This is a genomic window from Selenomonas sputigena, from assembly GCF_026015965.1.
Classification (GTDB): Bacteria; Bacillota; Negativicutes; order Selenomonadales; family Selenomonadaceae; genus Selenomonas.
The window spans coordinates 2,189,589-2,211,520 of the sequence record NZ_CP110383.1 but is presented as its reverse complement, the minus strand read 5'-3'; the positions used below and the strand labels follow the sequence as shown (position 1 = coordinate 2,211,520).

19 protein-coding genes and 1 riboswitch are annotated in these 21,932 nt (G+C 55.0%); of the genes, 9 read left to right on the top strand and 10 right to left on the bottom strand.

Features of this window, described 5'->3' with window-relative positions; translation table 11 throughout:
* Nucleotides 1–134 precede the first annotated feature (134 nt).
* On the top strand, nt 135–893 hold the full coding sequence (locus OL236_RS10605; protein ID WP_265070589.1) for a class I SAM-dependent methyltransferase: 759 nt from the start codon (nt 135–137) through the stop codon (nt 891–893).
* 88 nt (nt 894–981) lie between these two features.
* Here OL236_RS10605 and rbr read toward each other — a convergent pair whose 3' ends face one another.
* From rbr to OL236_RS10580, 5 genes are all read right to left on the bottom strand, one after another.
* The gene (gene rbr / locus OL236_RS10600; protein WP_265070588.1) at nt 982–1,515 is read right to left on the bottom strand and encodes a rubrerythrin; all 534 of its coding nucleotides are present in this window, start codon (nt 1,513–1,515) and stop codon (nt 982–984) included.
* A gap of 129 nt (nt 1,516–1,644) precedes the next feature.
* Nucleotides 1,645–3,525 (bottom strand): heavy metal translocating P-type ATPase, encoded by a 1,881-nt coding sequence (locus tag OL236_RS10595; RefSeq protein ID WP_265070587.1) that lies wholly within the window; start codon nt 3,523–3,525, stop codon nt 1,645–1,647.
* Between the two features lie 629 nt (nt 3,526–4,154).
* Nucleotides 4,155–4,373 carry a cation transporter gene (locus tag OL236_RS10590; protein WP_006193255.1) on the bottom strand — a complete coding sequence of 73 codons (219 nt, stop codon included), beginning with the start codon at nt 4,371–4,373 and terminating at the stop codon, nt 4,155–4,157.
* Nucleotides 4,374–4,543: 170 nt separating this feature from the next.
* The gene (locus OL236_RS10585) at nt 4,544–5,818 is read right to left on the bottom strand and encodes a PepSY-associated TM helix domain-containing protein (protein WP_037369861.1); all 1,275 of its coding nucleotides are present in this window, start codon (nt 5,816–5,818) and stop codon (nt 4,544–4,546) included.
* 57 nt (nt 5,819–5,875) lie between these two features.
* Complete coding sequence (locus OL236_RS10580) at nt 5,876–8,113, bottom strand: TonB-dependent receptor (protein ID WP_265070586.1); 2,238 nt, start codon at nt 8,111–8,113, stop codon at nt 5,876–5,878.
* A gap of 195 nt (nt 8,114–8,308) precedes the next feature.
* Nucleotides 8,309–8,482: riboswitch (cobalamin riboswitch) on the bottom strand.
* 179 nt (nt 8,483–8,661) lie between these two features.
* On the opposite strand from OL236_RS10580, the gene OL236_RS10575 reads away from it, so the two are divergent.
* Nucleotides 8,662–10,185: a DUF438 domain-containing protein gene (locus tag OL236_RS10575; protein WP_265070585.1), complete on the top strand. Its 1,524-nt coding sequence runs from the start codon at nt 8,662–8,664 to the stop codon at nt 10,183–10,185.
* A gap of 106 nt (nt 10,186–10,291) precedes the next feature.
* Here the strand turns inward: OL236_RS10575 and OL236_RS10570 are convergent, their stop codons facing one another.
* Together OL236_RS10570 and OL236_RS10565 are read right to left on the bottom strand one after the other, a co-directional pair.
* Nucleotides 10,292–10,567: a metal-sensing transcriptional repressor gene (locus tag OL236_RS10570; protein ID WP_009645791.1), complete on the bottom strand. Its 276-nt coding sequence runs from the start codon at nt 10,565–10,567 to the stop codon at nt 10,292–10,294.
* 11 nt (nt 10,568–10,578) lie between these two features.
* A complete protein-coding gene (locus OL236_RS10565) occupies nt 10,579–11,532 on the bottom strand; it encodes a D-2-hydroxyacid dehydrogenase (protein ID WP_265070584.1) in 954 nt (317 codons plus the stop codon).
* Nucleotides 11,533–11,785: 253 nt separating this feature from the next.
* Between OL236_RS10565 and OL236_RS10560 the strand changes: the two genes are divergently transcribed.
* The 6 genes from OL236_RS10560 (at nt 11,786) to OL236_RS10535 (ending at nt 18,166) form a co-directional block, all read left to right on the top strand.
* On the top strand, nt 11,786–12,373 hold the full coding sequence (locus tag OL236_RS10560) for a hypothetical protein (protein WP_265070583.1): 588 nt from the start codon (nt 11,786–11,788) through the stop codon (nt 12,371–12,373).
* A gap of 524 nt (nt 12,374–12,897) precedes the next feature.
* Nucleotides 12,898–13,347, top strand: a complete 450-nt coding sequence (locus tag OL236_RS10555) for a hypothetical protein (protein WP_265070582.1) — start codon at nt 12,898–12,900, stop codon at nt 13,345–13,347.
* 17 nt (nt 13,348–13,364) lie between these two features.
* Nucleotides 13,365–14,333, top strand: coding sequence for a hypothetical protein (locus OL236_RS10550; protein WP_265070581.1), 969 nt, complete (start codon nt 13,365–13,367; stop codon nt 14,331–14,333).
* A gap of 407 nt (nt 14,334–14,740) precedes the next feature.
* Nucleotides 14,741–15,838, top strand: coding sequence for a Fic family protein (locus tag OL236_RS10545; RefSeq protein ID WP_265070580.1), 1,098 nt, complete (start codon nt 14,741–14,743; stop codon nt 15,836–15,838).
* 886 nt (nt 15,839–16,724) lie between these two features.
* Nucleotides 16,725–17,651 carry a M23 family metallopeptidase gene (locus OL236_RS10540; protein WP_265070579.1) on the top strand — a complete coding sequence of 309 codons (927 nt, stop codon included), beginning with the start codon at nt 16,725–16,727 and terminating at the stop codon, nt 17,649–17,651.
* Nucleotides 17,652–17,665: 14 nt separating this feature from the next.
* Nucleotides 17,666–18,166, top strand: coding sequence for a bactofilin family protein (locus OL236_RS10535; protein WP_265070578.1), 501 nt, complete (start codon nt 17,666–17,668; stop codon nt 18,164–18,166).
* Between the two features lie 169 nt (nt 18,167–18,335).
* On the opposite strand, the gene OL236_RS10530 is transcribed toward OL236_RS10535, so the two are convergent.
* Nucleotides 18,336–18,962 carry a peptidase C39 gene (locus OL236_RS10530; protein ID WP_265070577.1) on the bottom strand — a complete coding sequence of 209 codons (627 nt, stop codon included), beginning with the start codon at nt 18,960–18,962 and terminating at the stop codon, nt 18,336–18,338.
* Between the two features lie 277 nt (nt 18,963–19,239).
* On the opposite strand from OL236_RS10530, the gene OL236_RS10525 reads away from it, so the two are divergent.
* Nucleotides 19,240–19,671, top strand: a complete 432-nt coding sequence (locus OL236_RS10525; RefSeq protein WP_009645829.1) for a YybH family protein — start codon at nt 19,240–19,242, stop codon at nt 19,669–19,671.
* A 57-nt stretch (nt 19,672–19,728) separates the two neighbouring features.
* Here OL236_RS10525 and OL236_RS10520 read toward each other — a convergent pair whose 3' ends face one another.
* Nucleotides 19,729–20,745 carry a GGDEF domain-containing protein gene (locus OL236_RS10520; protein WP_265070576.1) on the bottom strand — a complete coding sequence of 339 codons (1,017 nt, stop codon included), beginning with the start codon at nt 20,743–20,745 and terminating at the stop codon, nt 19,729–19,731.
* A gap of 158 nt (nt 20,746–20,903) precedes the next feature.
* Nucleotides 20,904–21,926 (bottom strand): endo alpha-1,4 polygalactosaminidase, encoded by a 1,023-nt coding sequence (locus OL236_RS10515; protein ID WP_265070575.1) that lies wholly within the window; start codon nt 21,924–21,926, stop codon nt 20,904–20,906.
* Between the last annotated feature and the right edge of the window lie 6 nt (nt 21,927–21,932).

Sequence of the window (21,932 nt, the reverse complement as noted above, 5' to 3'; positions counted from 1 at the left end):
TTCTGCGCCGCGCTTTCGGCACAGATGTAAAAATCATATAAATTCAATAGGAAAACTGTTGACTTTTTGTCTTTTCTTTACTATAATGAGAATCAATAGAGATAACTGCCTATTATATAAAGGAGATGACGATCATGCGTGAAGCAGGACATACCTTTTTGGCGAGAATGGGGAAGACGAAGCTGCGCCCAGGCGGCATCGACGCGACGAACTGGCTCTTGGAGAAGGCGAAGATCGAGCCGTCGTCCAAAGTTCTTGAAGTTGCGTGCAACATGGGGACGACGATGATCCTCGTCGCCGAGCGGTACGGCTGCGAAGTCGTCGGCATAGACCTCGATGAGGCGGCGCTCGAAAAAGCGCGTGAAAATATCAAGAAAAAGAAGCTCGAAGACAAACTCTCCGTCGTCAACGGCAGCGCTTTCGCGCTGCCCTTCGAGGATGCGAGCTTCGATGTCGTCATCAACGAGGCGATGCTTACGATGCTCATCGGTGAGGACAAGGAGCGCGCGCTCAAGGAGTATTCGCGCGTCCTGAAGCCCGGCGGCGTCCTTCTGACGCACGACGTCGTCTTCCGAGAGAAAGACCCGAAGGTGCAGCACGAGCTTATGGCCGGGCTTTCCAAGGCGATCAACGTCCACGTCGAGCCGCTGACGCTTGCAGGCTGGAAGGAAACGATCGAGAAGCATGCCTTCCGTACGGAGCAGAAGCATGGCGATATGACGCTCCTCGACCCGCCGGGCATCCTGCACGACGAAGGCGCGAAGGGTGCGTTAAAGATCATGACGAACGCCATGAAGAAGGAGAACCGCGACATGTTCACTACGATGTTCGACTTCTTCCACGACCACGCCGCCCAGCTCGGCTATGTGGCAAACTTCAGCACGCGGGTATAGTCGGCGCGCGATCATACAGCTAAAAAACGGGGCTGCTGCACGAAATGGACGTGCAGCAGCCCCGTTTCCTTTTGCAGGACGCGCTGAATCAATAATTCTTCTTGAGCTGTTCAAAATATGCCTGCGGATGGGCGCAGACAGGACAGACCTGCGGTGCCTGCGGCGATTCGCAGACGTAGCCGCAGTTGCGGCACTGCCAGATGATCTTATCGTCCTTCTTGAAGACCTTCTCATCCTTGACGTTTGCGAGCAAGAGGCGATAACGCTCCTCGTGCTCCTTCTCGATCTTTGCGACGGCCTCGAAGAGATTTGCGATCTTCGTGAAGCCCTCTTCCCTTGCGACCTTGGCAAACTCGGGATACATCGACGTCCATTCCTCGTGCTCGCCATCAGCGGCTGCCTCAAGGTTCTCCGCCGTCGTGCCGATGCCCGCGACGAGCTTGAACCAGATCTTCGCATGCTCCTTCTCGTTGCCCGAAGTCTCCGTGAAAAGCGCCGAAATCTGCTCGAAGCCGTCCTTCTTCGCACGCGATGCATAGTAGCCGTACTTCGTATAAGCTTGCGATTCGCCGGCAAATGCCGCCCAAAGATTCTTTTCGGTCTGTGAACCTTTCAATTCCATGATAATTCCTCCTCATAGAATAGTTTGTAGATACGGATTTTCCTGTATCATAACACCGGCGGCAAATACCGTCAATCCCTATTTGTTTAATATGAATGATTCTCGTTCCAATTGCCTAATACTCACGGCTTACATCTTGCGCACGAAGAGAGCGCGCAGCGCGTTCAAGACGGCGAGAACCATGACGCCGACGTCAGCGAAGATGGCGAACCACATGTTGGCGATGCCGATGGCGCCGAGCACGAGGCACAGGAGCTTTATGCCGATGGCGAAGACGATGTTCTGATGCACGATTGCCATACACTTTCTCGCGATGCGGATCGCCTTCGGCAGCTTCAGCGGATCGTCGTCCATCAGCACGACGTCGGCGGCCTCGATGGCGGCGTCAGAGCCCATCGCGCCCATGGCGATGCCGATGTCTGCGCGGCTGAGGACGGGTGCGTCGTTGATGCCGTCGCCGACGAAGGCGAGCTTCTTCGCCGTTTTCCCCGCGAGCAGGCGCTCGACCTCCTGCACCTTGTCGGCAGGCAGAAGCTCGCTCTTGACCTCGTCTATGCCGAGTTCCGCCGCGACCTTCTCAGCGGCGGCATGCGCGTCGCCTGTGAGCATGACGGCGCGCTTCACGCCCGCTTCATGCAGACTTTTGATCGCCGCCTCCGACGTCGGTTTGAGCGCATCGGAAATGACGATGTGTCCGGCGTACTTGCCTGCGACCGCCATCTGTACGATTGTGCCCGGGTGGTGACACGGGCGGTACTCAATTCCGAGACGCTCCATGAGCTTGCCATTGCCAGCGGCCACTTCGATACCGTCGACCTTCGCCGTCACGCCGAGACCGCCGATCTCCGCGATGTCCGTGACGCGCGAGCGATCAATCTCCTTGCCGTAAGCCTGCTGCAGGCTGCGGCTGATGGGATGCGACGAAGCGCTCTCGGCGAGCGCGGCAAGCTCCAGAAGCTTTTTGTCATCCATCGTGCTGTGATGCACGGCGTTGACCTCGAAGACGCCACGGGTCAAAGTACCCGTTTTGTCGAAGACGACGGTGTCGACCTCGGCGAGCATTTCGAGGTAGTTCGCGCCCTTGACGAGCACGCCCTCGCGGCTCGCACCGCCGATGCCCGCGAAGAAGCTCAGGGGAACGCTGACGACGAGTGCGCATGGGCAACTCATGACGAGGAAGATCAGGGCGCGGTAAATCCATGTACCCCAGTCGGGCGCGGCATCGAGCGCGGCGAGGCACACGACGGGCGGCACGATGGCGAGGAGGATGGCGGCCGCGACGACGATCGGCGTATAGACGCGCGCAAAACGTGCGATGAACGTCTCCGAACGCGACTTGCGCGCGCTGGCATCCTCGACAAGTTCCAAAATCTTCGAGGCGGTCGATTCGTCGAACTCCTTCGTCGTACGAATCTTCAAGACGCCCGTGAGATTGATGCAGCCGCTGAAGACGGCGTGCCCCTTCTCTACGTCGCGCGGCAGGCTCTCGCCCGTCAGTGCGCTCGTATTGAGCGTCGATGCGCCATCCGTGATGATGCCGTCAATGGGGATCTTCTCGCCCGGCTGCACGACGATCTCCGTGCCGATTTCGATTTCGTCGGGGTCACGGCGTATAAGCTTTCCATCCTCTTCCACATTCGCGTAGTCGGGGCGGATGTCCATGAGCTCGCCGATGTTTCTGCGACTTCTTCCGACGGCATAGCTTTGAAACCATTCGCCGACCTGGTAGAAGAGCATGACGGCGATGCCTTCCACATAGTCGCCATCCTCGTAGAGAGCAAGCCCCATCGCGCCGATGGTCGCGATCGACATCAGGAGATTTTCGTCGAGCGGACGACGATTCCATACGCCCTTCGCTGCCTTGATGATGATGTCATAGCCGACGATGAGGTACGGCACGACGTAGAGGAAGAAGCGCGGCAGACCCGCCACGGGCAGCTGGCTCAAGACGATCATCAAGGCGGCCGCCAGAAGGATGCGGATGAGATTTCTTTTTTGTTTCTTGTTCACGAAAATACCTGCTTTCTGGCGACGTGATGTTGAATCCTACTCTGGGCGGTCAACGTCAACCAATCACGCTTCGCTTGCAGCTCGCGTTCTTGGGACGTTTTCGCATTCGAGCCATTTCCCAATCGTCTGCGTCCTTCGGACTTGCCTCTTGGACGGCTCAGAAGCGGTCAACGTCAACCGCGCATCTGCGCTCTTCGAGCTTGATTTGCGGGACGTTTTCGCATTCGAGCCGTTTCCCAATCGTCTGCGTCCTTCGGACTTGCCTCTTGGACGGCTCAGAAGCGGTCAACGTCAACCGCGCATCTGCGCTCTTCGAGCTTGATTTGCGGGACGTTTTCGCATTCGAGCCGTTTCCCAATCGTCTGCGTCCTTCGGACTTGCCTCTTGGACGGCTCAGAAGCGGTCAACGTCAACCGCGCATCTGCGCTCTTCGAGCTTGATTTGCGGGACGTTTTCGCATTCGAGCCGTTTCCCAATCGTCTGCGTCCTTCGGACTTGCCTCTTGGACGGCTCAGAAGCGGTCAACGTCAACCGCGCATCTGCGCTCTTCGAGCTTGATTTGCGGGACGTTTTCGCATTCGAGCCGTTTCCCAATCGTCTGCGTCCTTCGGACTTGCCTCTTGGACGGCTCAGAATTCAATATTGCAGTCGCTTTCGATCTTGCGGCAGGCCTCTAAGACGCGCGGCATGACTTCAGCCGGCTCGCTGCCGTCGGCGAATTCGACCTTCATCTTCAGCGCCATGAAGTTCACCGTTGCGTCCTTTACGCCCTCGATCTTCTTCGTTGCGTCTTCCATCATCTGAGCGCAGTTCGCGCACTCGACTTCGATCTTGTAGCTCTTTTTCATGGGAGTTCCTCCTTAATGATTAAGTGATTATTTAATCGTTATGGCCATTATAGCGAGGTCGAGAAAGTTTGTCAAGCGATTTTTTAGAAAAAGATTGGCATAGGCACACAGCTGTTGTTCCGAATAAAAAATAGCAACCTCACCGCATGGACGAAGCTGCCATTTTCTTTTTACCGCTTGCCGCGCCGCCATAGCACGAAAGCGCTGACGAAGAACGCGAGCCACGCGGCAGATCCCACGATATTGCCCGCAAGCGTATCGCCAAGCGGCGCGGCCATGGCGACGAGGGAGAGCGCGACGAAGAGCGCAGGCGCCTTCCACGGCACAGCCTTCGCCGCCGGATGGGGCGCGAGCACGGGCGGTCTCTCCTTTTTGCGGCGGCTTCTCTGCAGCCAGCCGCAAAAGCCCGTGACGATGACGGCGGCGCAAAGCAGATCGAGAACCGCCCAGATGATCTTCAGGAACATCGTCGAATGATTGTGCAGGTGCAGATCGCGCACGGCATCACAAAAGACGAGCCAGCGCGGCAAGGGCTTCGTGAAGTTCTCGATCTCGCCGCCCGCCGTGCGCAGCAGGTAGACGTCCTGCCCGCGAAACATCTGCGGTCTCTCGGCATCCGCCAGCGTCAATGCGGCGGGGGTTGATCCTTCGGCAGCGTCGAGGTAGAGAATCTCCTGGGCGGGAAAATGCTCCTTTGCATAAGCAATCATCTCAGCGAAGGTTATGGCGGGCGGCGCACTTTCCCTCTGCGGCACACTTGCTATCACATCCTCGGCATAGCTGCTGTAGCCGAGCATGCCGAAGACGATGGCGATTCCGCTCAAGGTCAAGAGCGCCGCCCAGACTGCCGTGATGATGCCGAGGAAGATGTGCCAGTCGAAAAAACTGCCCGCTGACGTGCCACCTCGCATACCGCCGAAAAGCCGCCGCTTCATGAAGGACGGATAGAGAAGCACCCCGCCCAAGAGCGAGAGGAAGCTCAAGAAGCACATGATGCCGAGGAAGATCATGCCGCCCTGCCCCATGGCGAGACGCAGATGCAGGTGATGCATCCAGCCCATGAAGGCAGCGAGCGCGGGCGATTTGACGCCGCCGCTCCGCCAAGGCACAAGCGTGTCCTGCTGCGGCGCGTAGGCGAGCGCAGACACGCCATATCCGCCGCCGGTGTGCGAAAACCGATAGACGAGAAGCCCGCGCTCGGGATAGGCGGAAATCGACTGCACCCTGCGCCCGGGATTCTCGCGCTCGATCCGCTCCAAGCCCCTTACCGCTTCTGCCCAAAGCATACGAGAGGATGTCTCGCCGAAGGCAGGCCGTTTTTCAAGCGCATTCCAGCGCGCGATATCGCCGTTGAAGAGCAGCGGCAGTCCCGTCAAGACGAGCAGCAGGAAGAAGAACGCACATACGGCACTGATCCAGCGATGCAGACGATAGATGAGTCTCATGAAGTGTCCTTTCGTGGTGCAGATATGATAAGCCCTGCCGGGTTTATCCGCGCTTCCCTAGAAGGAATACGTCGCACCGAGAGAGTAGGTTCTATCGCTCGCTGCTTCATTCGCGTAGAAGTGCCGATTGAAGAGGTTATCGATGCCGAACTGCATTCTGAAGCTGTCGTCGAACTTATACGTCAAGTAGAGATTCGTAGTGAAGAAACTGTCCTCTGAGCCGTATTCACCAGTAGTTGTATCAACATCCTGCCTTGCGGCCACATACCTTGCATCAAGGACACCGCCGAACTTCCCGCGCGTATAGTCGATACCGAAGCCTGCCATGTGCTTCGGCAAATCCCAATCTCGGTACGTATCGCCGCCGCTCGTATATTCGCCTGATTCAAAGGTGTAGTTCAGATATACCCGCCAATCGCGGCTCAGACGATGCTTGACGTCGAACTCTATCCCCTTGATCATCGCTTCATTCATGTTGTAATAGGCTCTGATACCGTTGCGCGTAGCGATGGCAATCTTATCCTTCGTATCCACGCGGAAGAACGTCAAACCATATGAGGTGTTCTTGTTTATCTTCTGTTTCATTCCCAGTTCGTACGTCGTAGATTTTTCCGGCGTCAGATCAGGATTGGCCTTGATGGAACGCGGGTCGTCTCCCGCACGGCGATAAAGACGATAAATCGACGGCGGATTGAATGATTTGCCAAAGCTGGCATAAATCATCGTGTCCTTTTGCGGCTCATAGGTCACAGCGAATTTTGGACTCCAGGCATTGAAGGCCGTGTCTTCATAATCTTTGCGTACATCATCGATGTAGGAATAGCCATCCTTCTTATCGAAGCGGTCATAACGCAGACCGACCTGCAGCCGCCAACGCGGATCAAGCTCTAACTCATCCTGCACGAAAAGAGCTGTGGAGATGATGGATCCACCGCTCTGTGCGTATGGATCGCCATATTCTGAACTCCAATCCTTCCAACGATGAAGATCAACGGCACGATAGCGCATCTTGTCTTTCATCCATGCAAAGCCTGCAAGCAGCGTATGATTCTTAATCGTCCATTTCTTTTGCGCTTCTATATTGTAGTTCTTCGTAGGATATTCCGCTCGGTTTCCCAATCCCGTCCAATCGATGCTTGTAGCGCGCCACGAGGCACCGGAATAACCATCCTTCGTGGTGTCGCTATAGCCGATGTTCGCCGTGAAAGAGTTTTTCTTATCCTCATAGCGCAATTTGTGGACGTCTTGCTCGCGCTTTCCCATATAGCCGAGAAAATCCCCTGGCGAGGCGCTGATATAATTACCGTTCGGCAAGAGTACCGTCCCGGAAAATGTAGGATTTCCGCTCGCATCACGCAAATAAGTGATGGGGTCATGGTAAGAATACTTATAAGAATTGTGCATATAGGTGTAGCTGAGCGAACGGCTGGCATCAAAGTCGTAATTCATATCAAAGAAGACATTTTCACTTGATCTTTTTCTTGCACCACGGCTGCCTACGATATATTCGCCATCAGAAAGCTTCGGAAATACGCCCGTCGCATCCGGAGTAACACCTGCATTATACCACTCTTCCGTCGTGGCATAGTGCCCGACCCAGCCATCCGATGTACGTTTTTCGTAACCGAGACGGAAGTCGAGCTTACCGTCGCCGCCCGTGACCTGCATGCCGCGCTGCCATGTGTTGTTGCTGCCGTGAGAGACTTCAATTTTGCCATGAAGGAGCTGCTGCTCTGGATTCTCCGGCTTTTTCGGTTTCTTCGTAATGATGTTGATGACACCGGCGACAGCATGACCGCCGTAGAGCGAGGAACTGGCTCCGCGCACGATCTCGATGCGCTCGATGTCACTGAGCGGGATGGAATCCCAATTGACGCCGCCGTCAAAGGCCGTGTTGAGCTGCTGTCCATTGTACATGACAAGGATGTTCGGACTGCTAAATCCACGCAGCTCCAAGCCATCCTTCACTTCTGCCGTCGGCGCAACATAGATGCCTGCCTCCCTCGCAAGCGCTTCGCGCAAACTGAAGACATGCCTCTTTTCAAGTTCTTTCGCCGTGATGACGGTGACGTTGGCGGGAACTTTGTTGACAGGTTCCGCGACTCTCGTCGCCGTGACGGTCGTCTCTCCGAGGTCATGTCCCCCCCCCGCGGACGAAGTTTCCGTGGACACCGTCGTCGAATCAACTGCTGTGTTCGTCGTCTCAGCACTTTTTTCCGCCGCATACACTTGGGTTGTTCCCGCAACGGAACAGATGACGGCAAGCGTCAGGCATTTCTTTTTCCATGGATTCATTTTGCAGAACTCCCTTTCCTCATCTAGTAAACTACACGCACAATCTCCAAAAATAAAACACAACCCCTCCTTTCGTGCGCGAAAAAGGAGGGGCTGCGCGAAAACTTCCGTCAATGGCTGTACGCTGTGCCTCGGCCTAGCAAAAGGCATGGGCTTGCTGCCGCCAAAATCTCCTCCCCATCGCTCGCAGGTTCAAACGGTGATTGTTGATCAGGCAGTTCTCCTGGCTCCAGTTCATCGCACGGCTGCACCTTCCCAAGTTTCCTCAGTGGCATTTTGCAGCGTGCTCCCTGTTACAGTGGCGTGACCGCGCCGGCTTCAACCGACTTCCCTATTAAGTCTTGCGACACCTGACCCAAATATAGAAATTTTATTTCTTCATAACAATCCTTCCGCCAAAGAATATCATGCATCACAGGCATTGTCAATACCGAACTAAACAAATGCTGCTCCAAAACCCGTAACAAATATGACGACAAGCGCAATCTGTATTTGTTATAATGACAGCAATGAGAAACGCATTCAGATTTGGAACAGGAGAGATCGATATGAAAAAGGAATTGGACTTAAATAAAACGGTGGCGGAACTTGTCGAGGAGTTTCCGGAGTTTCAGCAGGCAATGGCAGAGATCGGCTTCAAGGAGATTACGAATCCGATGGTCTTGAACGTCATGGGGCGCGTCATGACCGTGCCCAAGGGTGTGGCGATCAAGGGGATGAAGTTGGAAGACGTCGTGCGCGAGCTGGAGGCACGCGGTTTCACGATCAAGCAGGATGAAGCTGCTGCGGCGCATGCGTGCAGCTCTTGCGGTACGCACGAGGCGCAGCCCCATGTGCACGGCGAAGGCGGCTGCGGCTGCACCCATGCAGCTGCGACGGCAGGCGCGGCGGACGGAGAGGCGACGGAACGCGCGGCTGTGCTCAAGGGTTTCCTGCAGCGCCTTTCGGCGGGCGAGTCTCTGGAGACGGTACGCAAAGATTTCATCAAAGACTTCGCGAGCGTTTCGGCCGAGGAGATCTCCGCTGCCGAGCAGCAGCTCATCGAAGGCGGCACGCCGATTCACGAGGTGCAGAAGCTCTGCGATGTACACTCGGCGCTCTTCCACGGGCATATTGGCGGCGCAGCGCCCGCTGCGGACGCCGCACCCGAGGTGCAGGATCTGCCCGACGGGCATCCGCTTACGGTGTTAAATCTCGAAAACAAGGGGCTGTCCGAACTCCTTGATCGCCTGAAAACCGCCTTGGAGGCGAACGATGTCCCCGGCTTGAGCCGCGGTCTCGGCGAACTGCACGCGATCTACTCGCACTACGGCAAGAAGGAATCGCTGCTCATGACACTTCTCTACCGCTACGGCGTGACGGGTCCTTCGGGCGTCATGTGGGGTGTCGATGATGAGATCAAGGCGGAGCTTCGCGCACTCATGAAGTCGTTCGGCGATGGGATCTCGGGCGAAGAGGAGCGTTATTCGGCCTTTTTCCAGCGCATCCGTGACATGATCTACAAGGAAGAGAAGATCCTCTTCCCGCTGACGCTGCGCTTCTTCTCTGAAGAAGATTGGCTCATGATTTACCGCGACATGCCGGAATTCGGCATCGCATTCATCAAGGATGCACCGAAATGGGCGGCGGGCGATGCCTATGTTGCGGAGGCAGAAGCGAAAGAGCGCAAGATGATCGCCTCGGGCAAGGTGCGGCTATCGACGGGCGAAATCGGCTGCAAGGAGCTAGAAGCCATCTTGAACCTCCTGCCCGTCGACATCACCTACATCGACAAGGACGAGATGCTGCGCTTCTTCTCGAATCCCGGGCAGGTCTTCGCGCGCCCGCGCATCGCTTTGGGCAGCAAGGTCTACAACTGCCATCCCGCCAACATCGTGCCGATCATCGAGCAGCTCGTCGCCGATTTCAAGGCGAAGAAGCGCGATCGCATGGAGATCTATCGCTATATCAAGGGCAAGCCTGTCGGCGTGCGCTATCTCGCCATCTACGACGAGAACGGCGAATACACGGGCGCGGTCGAACTCGTTGAGGACTTCTCCGAAGCTCTCGCGCAATTTGGCGAGAAGAAGTAGAATTAGCCGGGCGCTTTCGGTATTCGTTTTAATCCGTATGCCAAAGTCGTATATGAAAACGTTCCGCAAATCAAGCCCACAGGGTGCAGCTGACGTTCACAAAGTCTCATCCCATATTGGCGAAGCGCTCGACCGCCTTGGTGAAGCTCTCGACCGTCTTTTCCGCATCGCCGTGGGCGATGCCGTCTTTCACGCAGTGTTGGATGTGGCCTTCGAGCACGATTTGACCGCATTTGTGCAGCGCAGCCTTTGCGGCATTGATTTGCGAGAGAAGGTCCTCACATGGAATTTCCTCCTCGACCATGCGGTCGAGAGCCTCGACCTGTCCGCGAATCTTTCTGAGCCTGCGGTGCAGGTTCTCCATGTCCATGCATTGACGCATCGTATCCCTCCTCAGTCCTTGTATCCCGTCGTGCGATTGACGAGGTTTTCGAGCGGTACGCCCTGCATGAATGCCGCAAGATTTCTCGCAGCGATCTGAACGATCTTATCCTGCGTTGCGCTCAGGTGATCGTCGCCCGAGATATGCGGCGTTATATAAATATTCGGTGTATGCCAGAGCGAGTGATCGGCGGGAAGGGGCTCGGGATCTGTGACGTCGAGCGCCGCGCCTGCGAGATGCCCTTCCTTCATCACTTCGATGAGATCTTCCGTGACGACGGCGTTGCCGCGCCCGATGTTCAGGAAGTAGGAGCCTTTTTTCATCGCAGTAAAGCGCTTTTTGTCGAAGATACCCCTCGTCGCCGGTGTCCCTGGCAGAACCGATACGACGACATCAGCACGTGCGAGCAGAGAATCGAGTTCTTCCATCGTGCCCATCTCGTCGATGCCGAAGGGCTTCGTTCCCTCACGGCGGCGCACGCCGATGACGTAAGCGCCGAGCGCCTTGACGCGACGCGCGAAGGCACGACCGATGTCGCCTGCGCCGAGAATCAAGACGGTCGCGTCCTCGATCGAGGTGACGCTCCCTTCATCGTGCCAGATTCCCTTCTTCTGGTTGTCATAGTAGGGATAGAGCTTCTTCATCATCGCGAGGAGCTGTGCGAGCAGATGCTCGGAAAGGGCAAGGCCATAGGCTCCCGTCGCATTCGTCAGGAGGACATCGTCCTTGAGCACGCCTTCTTTGCAGTAGGTGTCTGCCCCTGCCGTATTGAGCTGCAACCAGCGCAATTTCTTCGCTGCGGGCAGAAGCTCCGTCGGCACGTTACCGATGATGGCATCAACATCGGCGAGGTCTTCTTCACGCACCTGATCGGCGGGCACGAAAAGAAGCTCTGCCCCCGTCGCATTTCTTTGCAGCTGTTCCTTATGATGCTCGTTTGTTCGCAAGGCAATCAGAATTTTCATGGCGCCTCCTTTGTCGCAGTTCAATGATTTTTCCTCTATTATACCATAGGATGCAACCTATACGTCATGTCTGCCTATGCAGTTTTCCATTTCCTTAGGATAGAGCCGCCGCATGCGTTTTACGTGTGCGGCTTTTTTGTGCGGAGTTTTATATCATTTTGAAAAATATTTTTAGAATTAGCAGGAAAATCCGCGGGGGGGGGAATAATATCCATATCTAAAGTATATTGGGTTTTGTTCAAGGAGGATTTCTATGAGAAAGCATGTATGGAGTTTTGCGATTGCACTCTGCGCCGTCTTGTGCGTCGCGCTCGGGGCGAATGCGGGCCTCGCGTCGGCGAAGGGGTTCCCCGTCGTGGTCGCACAGTATACGGTTGCGGGGGAGGGCGGCGATGTCGACATCCACTACAACGTCATCATTCACCAGGAGGAGAGACAGGTTATTCGCGAGGGACTCGTCACCTCTTATTATGTGCCTGCCGAGCTGGAGATCTACCCGCGCGGCGGCAAGAGTTCGGTGATGCAGGGCGTCTACGGATTCGCGCACAGTAATGTCACGGGCGCATGGCGCGGTATGTTTATCGAGAAGAACGAGAAGGGCGTCTATGATTTTGACTTTGACGATGCGCACCTCGTTCCCGTGGAACAGGCGAGCAAGACGGGCGTTTGTTTCAAGACGGGACCGAATGAAACGGCGCGCACCCTCGTCAAGAAGTTCGGCGTGCGCAAGTACAACAGCATCGCCTATGTCGGGAGCGCCGCCTACGTGCTGAACGTGCTCTATGCGCTTGACAAGGGGAATAAAGTTCCTCCGATGGTAGACGAGGGGACGCTGCGGTGAGGTAGGGATGTTGCTCAAGGAAGGATGTGAGAGCTGTTTATGTGGTGGTCTATAGAGATACTGATTTATGTAGGTGTTTTTATATGGATATGGCGCCTGCCAAAACGCCCTAAAGCAGAACGCATAAAGCTTTCAGTGATTTGGACACTTATCGGTGTTTTTTGTGTTGCTATGTTGATTTGGCAAACGGAGCTCGGTTTATGGTTTGCTATACATGCTATGCCGCCACTTGCGACAATGTTTTGCGTACGGTTTGCTTGTATAGATGGAAAGACACGGCCGAGCCTGTTGATAACAGGTATCATGGCGCTACTCATAGTTAGAGTTGTCGCTAAGTTCGTACTTAATATAGAAGAACAAGAAATAGACGAACACCTTGTGTCTTTTTCCATAGGAATAGTGATAGCACTGCTGGACTATCTCATATGGGCAGATGGATGGCGGTGTATCTTGGATAAGCTGACACGACGGATAAGGAGCTGAATGAAATGAGGAATCAAACAAGGAACATTTTTAAGGTCTACATGGCGGCATTCCTGCTCGTCGGCACGCTGCTGCTCGCGCAGGGAGGCGTCGCCTCCGCCGCGCCGAAACACGGCGCCTACAACATCGTGGACGAGGTGTCGCCGTCCGAATGGAATCGGTCATTTGATTACGACACGTCCACGCAGATAATTACGCTGTATGACGATAAGGGCGCAGTGCGGCGGCTGGATTTCAGCGACTATTGGAACAACCGCGTGACCGTGGAGGAGCTGCGTCCGGAGAACAAATCCTACAGCGGGGTCTATGAAATACCAGTCCTTTATGAAGGAAAAGGCCCGAAAACATTGCCTGCATATATCATACAGGCGTTGATCCAGTTTCACGGCCCTATCAACGGGCTCGGCAACTACAGCATGGAGGATATCAGCGTCACCGCCGATATGCCGGATGGGAAATCGCATACCTTTACCATTCAGAAAGCAAAGTGATAAGGAGCTGAACGGAAATGAGACATCCAATCGCGATGATGAAGACCTGCACGGCGGCGCTGCTGTTTGCCGCCCTATTCCTGCTGGCTCAGGTGGAGCCTGCCTCCGCCGCGCTCTACAACGGGGATATCGGGGAGACGCGCTTTACGAGCCTAGACCGATGGGATAATCAGAGCACCTATATCCTCAAGCGCTATGCGAAACCGAACGGCGGCAGCAGCGACGGGACTGTGCTCGTGACGCCCGAGCCCGAACAGGGCACCTATGAAATCGTCGACCCGACGCAGGAGGCAGGCCGATGGAACCGGTCGTTTGACTACGACGAGAAAACAGGCGTGCTCACCCTCTACGACGATGGGGGCCCCATCGAGCGGTGGACAATTTTATCATGGAAGGGGTGGGAGCCGGGCGATGTGCGGGTAGAGCAGCTCATCCCCGAGAACAGCGCCTATGACGCGATCTATGAGTGGCAGGAAGACCGCAGCGCCCATGTTGCCTATATCCCGGGTATCGGGGAAAGGACCCTGCCTGAGTATATCTTGAATGTAATAAGGATGTTCAATAGCATGAAGGACCTCCTCGACGAAGGAGAAACGTACGTACTCGGCGGTGATGCCAATGGCGAGTATATCTCATTCGTCGTGCGCAAGACGAAAAAGCAGGCAAGCGCGCCGCAGGCAAGCCCCGCCGTTCCCGCGCGCTACATGGTCATCGATGCGAACGACAGCTCGGAATGGGTCGCGTTCAGCTACGATACGGCGACGGGGATATTTACCATGTATTCGGATTCCGAGAACGGGGCGGATAAGCCGTATGCGTACCGCCGGTTCATCGGAGGCGGCAGACTGGAGGTCAAGAGCGTTGGGGGCGGCGTGCATACAGATGTTTATACGCCGGACAGCAGTGGAGAATATCATGCCGGCAGTGAGTGGATTTACCGTTACGTCACCGACGGTATGCGCCTCTTCCTGCAAAAGATACGCTGACGCAGGGGCGCAGCCTGCATCGATGAAAGGCGCAGCAGGGTGTTGACGCAGGGACGGAAACGCTCTACAATAAGTATAGAAAAGGGACTGCCGACAGACGGTCAGTGCCCCTATATGTTTTAGGAATTAACCGCCACACGTCAGGGACGAGGGGCGGTTACTTTCTTGTTAAGAGAACTGCTAGAATAACGAAGAGTAACAAACTCAAACGTCGCAGATGAATAATCTGCTGTAACCCTTGAAGTATCTATCGTCTTGGCAAATAAAATAGCATGAGCGACATCCATTTGGTATAATTTTAAGTGTCAAACAAAAAATATCCAATGGAGGCTCATGCCATGAAGGGATGACGAGACCTGCGGAAGCGGTGGATTTATGGCATGGGCAAAAAAGCGAGGTGATATGGAGTGAACAAAGATCCATTTAAGGAATATATCAAAGAATCCGAGCCTGCAAAGCGGGACAAGGGCTATGCATGGCATACGGCCATAGGTCTTCAGGCAGTTGACGGGCTGAAGACATCAGAATATCTGGTTCATACTGCCGTCCGGAATATCGAGGGCGAGATTTCCTTTGAAGAGGCAAATGCGCTTTTGCAGACCTACTACGAGGAAAATCCCACTCGTGATGCGTCAGATCGTACTGAGGAGGCCGACAAGGTATCCGCACGGATTGCTGCGCTGCTTTCCGAGCGTGCCTTTAGTTTCACGCCGAATGAATACATCTCTATTCACAGAAAGCTGTTTACCGGTATCTATTCCCACGCCGGTCGCATTCGGGATTACAACATCACGAAGAAGGAATGGGTCTTAAATGGCGCGACTGTACTCTACGGCAGCGCCACGGAGCTGCGGGCGACATTGGACTATGATTTTTCGGAGGAGAAGAATTTCTCTTATAAGAACCTCTCGATGGATGAGATCATCCACCATCTTGCGTTTTTTATTTCAAGACTGTGGCAGATCCATGTTTTCGGTGAGGGCAACACCAGAACGACAGCGGTATTCTTTATCAAGTATCTGCGTACATTGGGCTTTGATGTGACAAACGATATTTTTGCTGAGAATGCTTGGTATTTTCGTAATTCGCTGGTCAGGGCAAATTACAATGACCTGAAGAACGGCATTCACGAAACGACGGAATTCCTTGAAGTATTCCTCCGCAATCTCCTGCTGAACGAGAATCATCCGTTGCATAACCGGACATTGCACATTAGCGGCATCTTTAAGGAAGCAGAAAAACCGGACATTGAAATTGCAAAACCGGACATTAACGATCTAAAACCGGACATTGAAGCTGTTTTTCAACCGAAAACTGCAAGCCATATTTTGAAGCTGCGTGAGGCATTTCCGGGACAGACGATCTTTGGGCGGTCAGATGTAATGAAGGCGATTGATATTAAAGCATCCAGAGCCTCTGATCTTCTGAAGGAAATGGTAGAACATGGAGTCATTGAACCGGTGACCGGACACGGAAAAGGCAAGTATCACTTCCGGCAGCAATAGAGTTGAGTGGATGGGGAATCGCGGGTATTTTGACTTATTCCCTCAGAGCGAAGTCTTGAGGCGATTGGAAAATCTGTGCACCTGCATTATATAGTAGGAACAAGCACATCGACCTATTTCCGAGAACGAGCGCGGTCGAGAAAATGGCGATTTTGAGCGCGAATTGTCAAGTCAAGTGCAACGTTTTTGATGTGCGAAGTTTGAGTTACCGATATTACCATAGCGTTTGACGATAGTGAAGCCTCACTCAGAATAAGTCTCTCCCAAGAAAATCCTTGACAGAGAAGACGCCATCATGTATCTTTAGGTTAAGAGAATATATGGCTGTTACGAGCGGCTATGGCCATCCCTTCCGTTTGGGGACAATAAAGATACAGCGGAGTTGACCGTCGGCGAGGGTAGGGAAACTCGCCGCTGCTCGGAAGTAGAGAGAATTGTTTCGGCAGTTCTCTCTACTTTTCTTTGTGATGGAAATCGGTGCGGTATGACAGATTTACAGCAGATACAACTAAGGAATCACTGATAAATTCAGCCACCCATCTTCACACATCTGCGCTGTCCTCTCGTCGTCGATAAATCCTCGACGTAGCACCGCTACGCCTGTGGTTTGTCTCCTTGCTGAGCCGTCCAAGAGCCAAGTCCGAAGGACGCAGGCGATTGGGCAACGGCTCGTATGCGAAAACGTCCCAAGAATGCAAGCGCGAAGTGCGCCGCATGATTGGCTGACGTTGACCGCTATAGATACAGCGCATCTGTGTAAATCTGGGCAACTTCATTTTATCAGCGTTTCCCTAAAACGTTTGATCTTCTCTTTTCTTCTATGCTATAATGATAACTGTATGAGAAAAAGTAGTATCATTCTTCAAAATCGTTGGGGGATCATGGCTTGAATACGAAAGGAAAGAAGCCGGACAAGCGTGAGTATACGCTGAAGGTCATCCCGCACCAGGGCGAGACAGTGCGAAGCTACAGCTTCTCGGTTCGGAGGCTGAAGCTTCTGGCGTGCGCTCTGGCAGCTCTTGGTGTGGTTTTACTGGCGGGATTCGGCTATGTATCGTACAGCCTTTGGAGCGAAGCGGCGGACGCGAAGGCGGAGACGCCCGCTGAGACGGGCCGCCAGGCGGAGCTGAAGGAGCTTGCCAAGGAGGCGCAAAATCTGCAGAGCGAGATGGAAAAGCTCACAGAACGCGAGAAGACGCTGCGCCGTCTGCTCGATGAGGGGGCGGCGGACGAGTCTGCTAAGCATACGGGGCAAGGTGGGCCGGCTGTGCCGGCGGAAGTCTCGCAGGTGCGACGTGCACTCGATGCGGTGTCGCGCGGTTTGCCTGAGCGGCGCGAAAGCCTCGCGAAGCTTGAAGCGAGATATGAGAAGCAGCGAGAAGAAGCGGCGGCGCGTGCGGCCGAAAAGGATAAGATGGCGCGGACGAGCGTGCCGGGAAATGTCCCTTCGGGCTGGCCGACATCGGGCGACATATCGTCACCCTTCGGCTGGCGTTGGAACGGCACGGACTTCCATCCAGGCATCGACATCGCCAACGATATGGGGACGCCCATCGTGGCGACGGCGGACGGCGTCGTGACGGCGGCTGGCTGGAATGGAGGCGGCTACGGCAACATGGTCGATATTGACCATGGCAACGGCATCCTCACGCGCTACGGTCATGCGTCCGAAGTCTTGGTGCACGAGGGACAGCATGTGAAGCGCGGTGATGTGATCGCCTATATGGGCAGCACGGGTTTTTCGACGGGGCCGCATGTCCACTATGAGATCCATGTCAATGGCGAGACGGTGAATCCGGCAAGCTATCTATAGGAAGTGGGGAGTCTATGTTTGGTGTGATGAAAAGGCGCGATGACAGTTCCGCCTCAGGCGATATAGAAACGATCATCGGCAAGAATACGAAGATTCATGGCGAGGTCAGCGGCACGGGAAATCTGCGCATCGACGGGGAGATCGAGGGTGAGCTAAAACTCTCCGGCTCCGTAATCGTCGGAGAGACAGGCATGGTCACGGGTAACGTCTCTGCGCGCTCGCTTGACGTATCGGGCACGGTACACGGCAACGCGCAGACGGAAGAGGGACTGACGATCCACAGCGAAGGGCAGCTCATCGGCGATGTCAAGGTCAACGCTTTCCAGATCGAGGACGGCGGTATCTTCAAGGGGCGCAGCGAAATGAACCCGCGCGCCGGCATTGAACTGAAAGTGCGCCCGCAGCCTGCGGCAAGACCGTTGCAGGAACAAGCGTCTTCCGCAGACACTTCGGCGAAATCATCGTCGAAGATGGCGGCGCAGCTGAAATCATCGACGAAGGCAGAGAAAAAATGAAAGTCTGCGCCCGTATGACATAGCTTCTCGGAACTTTCATTAAGGGCGGCGCACTTTTGTCCGCGAAGTGGACGTTTGTGCGTCTAGTTTGCCGTAAAGAAAGCCGCTGCATGAACCTTTCGGACATGCAGCGGCTTTTTTGATGCGATCTGCGCGGTCAATCCATCGTTCAGATGAAGTATTCGATGGATTTCTCTGCCGTGAGCTTCGTCGTATCGTTGAAGAGCAGTACGGCTTCGCGCGTATCTTTCTCTCCGAGTGCGTACAGCTCCTGCGTCTCACAGTTGAAGAAGGAGAAAGGGACGCGGCGGTTGTACCATAAGGGATGCTTCAGATCTATGCGCACAGAAGACTCTGCACCCTTGAACGGCTCTTCCTGATAATAGGGATCGAAGAGCAGGATTTCCTCATCCTCGATGCCCGTCATGAGCACATAGTGCTCGACCTCGAACCACAGGCGCACGACGGCGACGCCTTTGCGACACAGCGCGTCGTTGAGTCGGCTGCCTTTCCCGATGAATACTTCCTCGCCGCGAAGATAGCGGCTCGATACAGGGAGCAGACCTGCCCTGCCGAAGCCGTCGAGCCAGTTCGACAGGAACATCATCGCCATGCACGAGGTGCCGCTCTTGCCAGGGTGTCCCTCCTTTCCGTAACAGTCGAGGCAGTAGAGCATCGTATTGCGCAGGATTTCGGGCGGCAGTTCCTCACGCGAGAAGAGGAAGCTCATGGCATTGAGCATGGATGTCGGTCCGCAGTCGTATTCGGAAATTTGATAGTGAAGCGGTGTTTTCATTGTATGCGATTTTCCCTTTCCTTCATGTGGCGCATTCGGGCAGCGGCTCCTCTGCGCTAAAGTCTATAGAGGGCTAGATACGTCAATGCTAGTATAACATATCTTACCGAAGCTTAGCCAATCAGTCTGCGCCCTTCGGACTTGACCTCTTGGATTTTCATGGTAAAATAAAAACAGATGATTGTGGAAATTTCAACATCGGGCAGTGTGACCCTTTGCCCCGAACGGGGTTCTTGCTCCATACGGTCACTCTCCCCATCCAAAGGAGGAATCGTCCATGACAGTTCGTGAAGGAGACGCCGCCATCGTAGAGGAGTTCGTCGATCTCTACAAAAAGACGCTGAATGATGCAAACACGGCGCTTGCAGACAGCATCTGGCAATCAGGACCGAAGACGTCCATGGTGCACCCGCGCGGGGAGGACATCGGCTGGGAGAACATCCGGCAGCACTTCTACATTGATCGCCTGCAGAAGCTCTACACGGAGCGTCACTTCGAGTTCCGCGACCTCGAGATCGAAGTCTACCGCGATACGGCGATTGCCATGTACACATGGGACTTTCACGGCAAGCTGCGCTCCGATGGCACGGAGATCGAGCATAAGGGACGCACGAGCCAGATGTACCGCCGCACCTCGCAGGAAGGCTGGAAGATCCTGCACGCTCATATCTCGGGCATGCCGATCACAAACGAACGCCAGCAGATCTGACAGAAAAAGAGGGGCTTCCGCTGGGAAGCCCCTCTTTTTTCATATCAAGAATAAACCTCATCCCTTGATCTCGTCGTACATGCGGCAGCGGTTCGGCCCGAACCTACGCGCTGACAGCATGGCTTCCTCCGCCTCATCGACCATGTGATCAAACGTCTCTGCAGGCGATCCCGTGACCGATATACCCATGCTGAATGATACCGGCGCATGGTCCTGCGGTTGCACGCGCAGGAAGAGATCAAGAATGCGCTGCGCACGCTTTTCGATGATATCGATGGAGATGCGTCCCGAGATGAAGACGGCAACCTCATCTCTTTTGACGCGCCCGAAGACATCGACGCCTCGGAAGTCCGCACGAACGGAGTCTGAGAGCGTGCCGATGTAGCCATTGCATGCTGACTCGCCCAACGCTTCACAAAGCTCTTCGTAGTCGTCGATGCCAACGATGAAGAGCACACCCTTCTCGCCGCGCAAGAGGTTCAAGAGCTGATGGTTGACGAGAAGTTCCAGCCCCTCGCGGTCAAAGAGCCTCGTCTGCGGATCGCGTTTCAGCTGTGCCTCCTGCCGCTCCATCATGTGCGTAGTATCGTGCAGATCCTCCATGAGTCCGACGACCGCATAGATCTGTCCGTCCTCTGCCGCCAAGCTGCGATACGACGTGCGCCGCCAAAGCGGACTGCCGTCTTTCGTCTTGACCCGATACTCGACGACATCGTCGCGAATCCTCCGGCAGGCGTCTGTCAAGCGTGCGAGCACTTCCTCGCGCTGGTCGGCATCCGCGAGCACTTCATTGGTAAAATAGTCGTAGAAGTTTGCCCTATGTGCTTCTTTCATTTCTTCGCCAGGAGCAGCCTGCCAGAGCGTCGTTTCGTCTTTCGCCACTTCGTAGCGGTAAGCGATCACATTTGTCTTTTCCAAGAAGACGCGTAATATCGCCTCTCTGCACGCCTCCTCCCGCCCCTTTGTCTCTTTCTTCGCTTCTTGCGGCATGGGTTGAGGAATGTCCAAGGTTTCCATAGGGTGCGCCCCGCTGACTTTCAGCGAGCGCTTCCTTCTCATGTCGGTGCTTTTCATCGGTAAAACTCCTATCCGGCCGCTGCAGTTCGAGACGAGTATAAATCCCTACCGCTGTGAAACAGCCTTTCTTTCATTATAGAACAAAAGAAAGATTTTTTCAAAGAAAATTCTTCTCCGGCTTTTTTATGGAAATTTACAGCGCCGATCAGACAGAGCTATTTCGTCCTCGATTCCTTGAAATACTGCCACGCGTCCATGACGTCGAGGAAGGCGCCGTCGAAGCCGGCGGCGATGATGCGGTCGAGGTAGGCGTCCTCCCTGCCGTAGAGGATGTCGTGCCATTCTCTTGACCAATAGCGCGCCTTGTAGCTGCCCGGCCATTCGGGATTCGGCTCGGCGAGCCAGTGCGGACGCTCGCTGTCCCATTCCTTTTTCCAATAGGGGCGGTAATCCGCCGCTTCGCCGACGCTCATGTAAGAGAGGACGAGGCGGCGGCCGCCATTCGCCTTGTGCTTGAGGCGGGCGGTTTCTGCAGGTGTGAGCGGGCGGTCGCCATAGTAGAGGTCGATGATCAGGAGGTCGTAGTTCGTCGCGGCGAGCGCGTCGAGGTAGGCTTCGCGCGTGGGAAAATGCTCGGGGTTCAACAGCGCGAGGAAGTTTTTCACCTGCTTGAGGCGCGTGACGTCCGCCGCATTTTCTTCCTGCGGCGCATGCGCAGGAATCACATCCAAGAGGCGGTCGCCGGCTTCTGAGATGTAGCCGGCCGCATGTCCGAGCGCTTCCACCTCGGCGATTTTCTCGCCCTTCACATAGTCGAGCGTGAAGACGGAGCGTCCTGCGAGCAGCGGCTTTCGCAGCATGGCGGCGAGGTATTCTTCCGTCTCTGCATCGCGCCGCTCGGGCATCTCTCCTTCTTCCTCATAGCCGTCATAGAAGACTGACTCCATGAGGATGCCGTCGAGCGTTCCGATGAGCCGTGCGACGTTTTCCTCGGGATTGTCCTCCGTCACTTCCAGAAGCCCCACGGGGCCGTTGCCGACGAGCAGGAAGTCTTCCTTACGGACGCGTGCATAGCGGCCGAGCGCTTGCGTAAGATCGACCATCGCCGTTTCCGGCACGACGGCGGTGCGTGCCGCGGCATCCTTTGGCGCATCTGCGATAAAGGGCATCTGCTGCAGCCCGAAGAGTCCCGCCGCTCCTAAGAGAAGCGCGGCAACGCTTTTTTTTATTTTCCCCATACACAC

Excerpts from the sequence above, each read along its gene's own strand:
- OL236_RS10605 (WP_265070589.1), top strand. The coding sequence starts at position 135 with ATGCGTGAAGCAGGACATACCTTTTTGGCGAGAATGGGGAAGACGAAG.
- rbr (WP_265070588.1), bottom strand. The coding sequence starts at position 1,515 with ATGGAATTGAAAGGTTCACAGACCGAAAAGAATCTTTGGGCGGCATTT.
- OL236_RS10590 (WP_006193255.1), bottom strand. The coding sequence starts at position 4,373 with ATGAAAAAGAGCTACAAGATCGAAGTCGAGTGCGCGAACTGCGCTCAG.
- OL236_RS10585 (WP_037369861.1), bottom strand. The coding sequence starts at position 5,818 with ATGAGACTCATCTATCGTCTGCATCGCTGGATCAGTGCCGTATGTGCG.
- OL236_RS10580 (WP_265070586.1), bottom strand. The coding sequence starts at position 8,113 with ATGAATCCATGGAAAAAGAAATGCCTGACGCTTGCCGTCATCTGTTCC.
- OL236_RS10575 (WP_265070585.1), top strand. The coding sequence starts at position 8,662 with ATGAAAAAGGAATTGGACTTAAATAAAACGGTGGCGGAACTTGTCGAG.
- OL236_RS10570 (WP_009645791.1), bottom strand. The coding sequence starts at position 10,567 with ATGCGTCAATGCATGGACATGGAGAACCTGCACCGCAGGCTCAGAAAG.
- OL236_RS10565 (WP_265070584.1), bottom strand. The coding sequence starts at position 11,532 with ATGAAAATTCTGATTGCCTTGCGAACAAACGAGCATCATAAGGAACAG.
- OL236_RS10560 (WP_265070583.1), top strand. The coding sequence starts at position 11,786 with ATGAGAAAGCATGTATGGAGTTTTGCGATTGCACTCTGCGCCGTCTTG.
- OL236_RS10555 (WP_265070582.1), top strand. The coding sequence starts at position 12,898 with ATGGCGGCATTCCTGCTCGTCGGCACGCTGCTGCTCGCGCAGGGAGGC.
- OL236_RS10550 (WP_265070581.1), top strand. The coding sequence starts at position 13,365 with ATGAGACATCCAATCGCGATGATGAAGACCTGCACGGCGGCGCTGCTG.
- OL236_RS10535 (WP_265070578.1), top strand. The coding sequence starts at position 17,666 with ATGTTTGGTGTGATGAAAAGGCGCGATGACAGTTCCGCCTCAGGCGAT.
- OL236_RS10530 (WP_265070577.1), bottom strand. The coding sequence starts at position 18,962 with ATGAAAACACCGCTTCACTATCAAATTTCCGAATACGACTGCGGACCG.
- OL236_RS10525 (WP_009645829.1), top strand. The coding sequence starts at position 19,240 with ATGACAGTTCGTGAAGGAGACGCCGCCATCGTAGAGGAGTTCGTCGAT.
- OL236_RS10520 (WP_265070576.1), bottom strand. The coding sequence starts at position 20,745 with ATGAAAAGCACCGACATGAGAAGGAAGCGCTCGCTGAAAGTCAGCGGG.
- OL236_RS10515 (WP_265070575.1), bottom strand. The coding sequence starts at position 21,926 with ATGGGGAAAATAAAAAAAAGCGTTGCCGCGCTTCTCTTAGGAGCGGCG.